This is a genomic window from Mycobacterium sp. E2462 (assembly GCF_001672685.1).
GTDB lineage: Bacteria > Actinomycetota > Actinomycetes > Mycobacteriales > Mycobacteriaceae > Mycobacterium.
In genome coordinates this window covers 1-2846 of sequence record NZ_LZKC01000411.1, presented here as the reverse complement: position 1 = coordinate 2846, position 2846 = coordinate 1, and the positions used below count along the sequence as shown (strand labels likewise).

Genomic DNA, 2846 nt, shown 5'->3' with positions numbered 1-2846 from the left:
TCGTCGCCGCCCTGCCGGTGCTGCTGGGCGCCTCGCGCAAGCGCTTCCTGGGTGCGTTGCTGGCCGGGCCCGACGGCCGGATTCGGCGTAGGGCTGCGGCGCCTCGACGGGCGCGCCGGACCAGGCCTCGTCGTCGCCGGAATGGCGGGAGCGCCGGCCGTTCGGCGACGCGGCCGGCGGGCCGGCCGACTCGGGCGCCGGGGCGTCGTCGGCGGCCCAGCTGCCGCGCGGCGGCCACTGCCCGGGGGACTGCCAGTCGGCGTTGCGCTGCTCGGCCCGCGGGTCCCGCTGGGGACCCGGCTGGGCGGTGTGCGGCTCCGGCTGGGGGTAGCCGGGCTGCGGCTGGGGAGGCGCAAAGCGCGGCTCGGGCTGCGGCTCCGGCTGGGGCCCGTAGCCGGCCTCCGGCACCGGCGAGTAGCTCGGCTCCCGCGGCGATTCGTACTGGTAGCGAACCCGCTCGCGGCGGGGCGCCGGCTGCGGGCGCGGCGGCAACAGCGGCTCCTCGGGCACGTCGATGATCGTGGTGTCGTCGGCGCGACCGGGGGCCTCGCGCGGCGCCGGCGTCACCCGGTCGCTGGACACCCAATCCACGGGCGCGTCGCGCGGGCCTTCGCCGTCGCGCTCCCACTCGCTGTACGCCCGCTCCGGCGGCGCCTCCACCTCCGGGTTCTCCAGCGCCGGCCGGTGCCCCAGGTCGGTGTCGAACAGGATCTCCAGGCTGGTCCGCAGGGAACTCAGCTCCGCGCGCAGCTCCGCCAGGTCGTCGGCGGCCTGCGCGCGCAGTTCGGTCGCCAGCTCGCGGCGCAGCTGGGACTCCACGGTGAGCTCGTATTCGCGGCGGGCCGAGATCTCCCGGTCCAGCTGCAGGTCGTAGACCAGCTTCAGGTCGCGCACGCGCGACTGGTCGGCGTCGCTCTGGCGGCGGTACAGCACGGAGACGAAGGCGCCGGCGACTGCGGCCCACAGCGCCAGGATTACAGCGAGCTTGAGCAGTTCCACCCGATTGGTGAACACCAACGCGGAACTGGCCCCCATGGCGAGGACCAGCAACGTGGTCAAGAGCACCCACCCCGGCCTGCGGCCGCCGCGCCTCACCCGGGCGCCGCGGGACAGAACGGTCATGGCCTGACTGTACCTGCGCGACGTCGTTCCGCGTGTCGCGGTCTCCGGCGATTCTCACCTGGGGTTGATCCGGTTGCGGCCGGTCGGGCTAGCCTTCGGCGCCCTCTCCGTGTTCGGTCGGGTCCTGGGGAGATTTACAACAATGTTGCAGCCACATCGCGGCGACGAGCAACGCCAGCGCGCTGACGGCGGCCACCGCCGCGCCGGAGGTGTCCTCGGCGGCGGCGCGCAGCCAGGACCGGCGGGGCAGGACGTACACCAGGATGCCGACCCACCAGCCGAGCATCAGAGCGCCCACCCACGCCGACGCCTTGGCCACCACGAGGGTGCGGGCCACCGCCAGCGGATGCAGCCAGCCCGGGCCGGCGCCGATCTCGCCGTCGTTGATCTTGGCCCGCACGTAGCGCGCCCACAGCGCCTCGGCGACGGCCACCGCGAACAGCGACAGCCCGGTCCACGCCGTGATCGGCGGGAAGAACCGGTACAGGCCGGTGACCAGCAGGAAGCCCACCACGGCGGCCGCCACCACCGCGGCCGTCAGGTCACGCTTGCGAGTGGGACCCATCAGGCGTCCGGCCGGGCCAGCTGCAGCGTCGCGGTGAACAACCGCACCCCGTCGCGGTCCGCGGGTTCCAGCTGGGCGAGCAGGCTCGCGACGGTCTGCGTCCCGTCGACCAGGGTCAGCCGGGCGTCGGGGTCGATGGCCAGCCACGGCACCAGCACGAAGGCGCGCAGGTGCGCCAGCGGGTGGGGCAGCGTCAGGTTGGGCTCGCGCGTCACCACCTCGCCCCGGTCGTCGTAGCAGGCGATCAGGTCGACGTCCAGGCTGCGCGGGCCCCACCGTTCGCCCCGGACCCGCCCGGCCGCCCGCTCGAATTCCTGCGCCCGGCGCAGCCACTCCTGCCCGTCGCAGTCGTCCTCGGCGATGAGGACCGCGTTGAGGAACGGCGCCTGCTCCACCCGGCCCCAGGGGTCCGTCTCGTAGACCGGCGACACCGCGAGCACCGCCTCGCCCAGGCCGTCGACCACCGACTGCAGCCGCTCCAGCCGGTCACCCAGGTTGGAGCCGATGGACAACACGACGCGGCTCATGCGGTCCCGCCCGCCGGGATCACCGAGCCGCGGCCGCCGCGCCGCGAGCGCCGCACCACGACGGCCACGTCGGCGAACTGCACCGGGATGGGCGCCGCCGGCTTGTGCACCACCACCTCGACGGCGTGCACGCGGTCGTCGTCCATCACCTTGTCGGCGATCTCACCACCGACCGTCTCGATCAGGTTTCGCGCCGGGCCGGCCACCACGCCGGCCGCCAGCTGGGCCAGCGCGCCGTAGTCGTAGGTGTCGGCCAGCTGGTCGCTGGCGGCGGCGTCGGCCAGGTCGATCCACACCGTGACGTCGACGACGAAGTCTTGACCGCCGGCCCGCTCTTGGTCGAACACGCCGTGGTTGCCGCGGACGGTCAACCCGCGCAGCTCGATGCGATCAGCCATCGGCTTCCGTACCGCCGTTGGTCCAGGCCGCGACCACCTTCACGGCGTCCACCGTCGCCCGCACGTCGTGCACCCGGACGCCCCAGGCGCCGTGCACGGCGGCCAGCGCCGAGACCACCGCCGTCGCCGTCTCCCGGCCGTCGGGTGGTCGCGGCGTGCCGTCGGGCCCGGCCAGCAACGCACCCAGGAAGCGCTTGCGCGAGGCGCCCAGCAGCACCGGCAGGCCGGTGTCGA

General features: G+C 74.6%; 4 protein-coding genes and 2 pseudogenes. 1 reads left to right on the top strand and 5 read right to left on the bottom strand.

Annotation, left to right across the window (positions count from 1 at the left end; genetic code table 11):
- Positions 1-86: pseudogene (locus A5714_RS27290) on the top strand (hypothetical protein); the annotation flags it as partial.
- A 598-nt stretch (positions 87-684) separates the two neighbouring features.
- On the opposite strand, the pseudogene A5714_RS27675 reads toward A5714_RS27290, so the two are convergent.
- The 5 genes and pseudogenes from A5714_RS27675 to A5714_RS21350 form a co-directional block, all read right to left on the bottom strand.
- Positions 685-1035: pseudogene (locus A5714_RS27675) on the bottom strand (DUF6779 domain-containing protein); the annotation flags it as partial.
- A gap of 175 nt (positions 1036-1210) precedes the next feature.
- Positions 1211-1687, bottom strand: a complete 477-nt coding sequence (locus A5714_RS21365; protein WP_068288615.1) for a DUF3180 domain-containing protein — start codon at positions 1685-1687, stop codon at positions 1211-1213.
- Positions 1687-2214 carry a 2-amino-4-hydroxy-6-hydroxymethyldihydropteridine diphosphokinase gene (gene folK / locus A5714_RS21360; RefSeq protein WP_068288612.1) on the bottom strand — a complete coding sequence of 176 codons (528 nt, stop codon included), beginning with the start codon at positions 2212-2214 and terminating at the stop codon, positions 1687-1689. Before folK ends, A5714_RS21365 begins: the two co-directional genes overlap by 1 nt.
- Positions 2211-2612 (bottom strand): dihydroneopterin aldolase, encoded by a 402-nt coding sequence (folB, locus tag A5714_RS21355; RefSeq protein ID WP_068288609.1) that lies wholly within the window; start codon positions 2610-2612, stop codon positions 2211-2213. Before folB ends, folK begins: the two co-directional genes overlap by 4 nt.
- Positions 2605-2846: dihydropteroate synthase (locus A5714_RS21350; protein WP_197513855.1), on the bottom strand; the 242-nt coding region annotated here is incomplete at its 5' end. The genes folB and A5714_RS21350, both read right to left, overlap by 8 nt.

Excerpts from the sequence above, each read along its gene's own strand:
- A5714_RS21365 (WP_068288615.1), bottom strand. The coding sequence starts at position 1,687 with ATGGGTCCCACTCGCAAGCGTGACCTGACGGCCGCGGTGGTGGCGGCC.
- folK (WP_068288612.1), bottom strand. The coding sequence starts at position 2,214 with ATGAGCCGCGTCGTGTTGTCCATCGGCTCCAACCTGGGTGACCGGCTG.
- folB (WP_068288609.1), bottom strand. The coding sequence starts at position 2,612 with ATGGCTGATCGCATCGAGCTGCGCGGGTTGACCGTCCGCGGCAACCAC.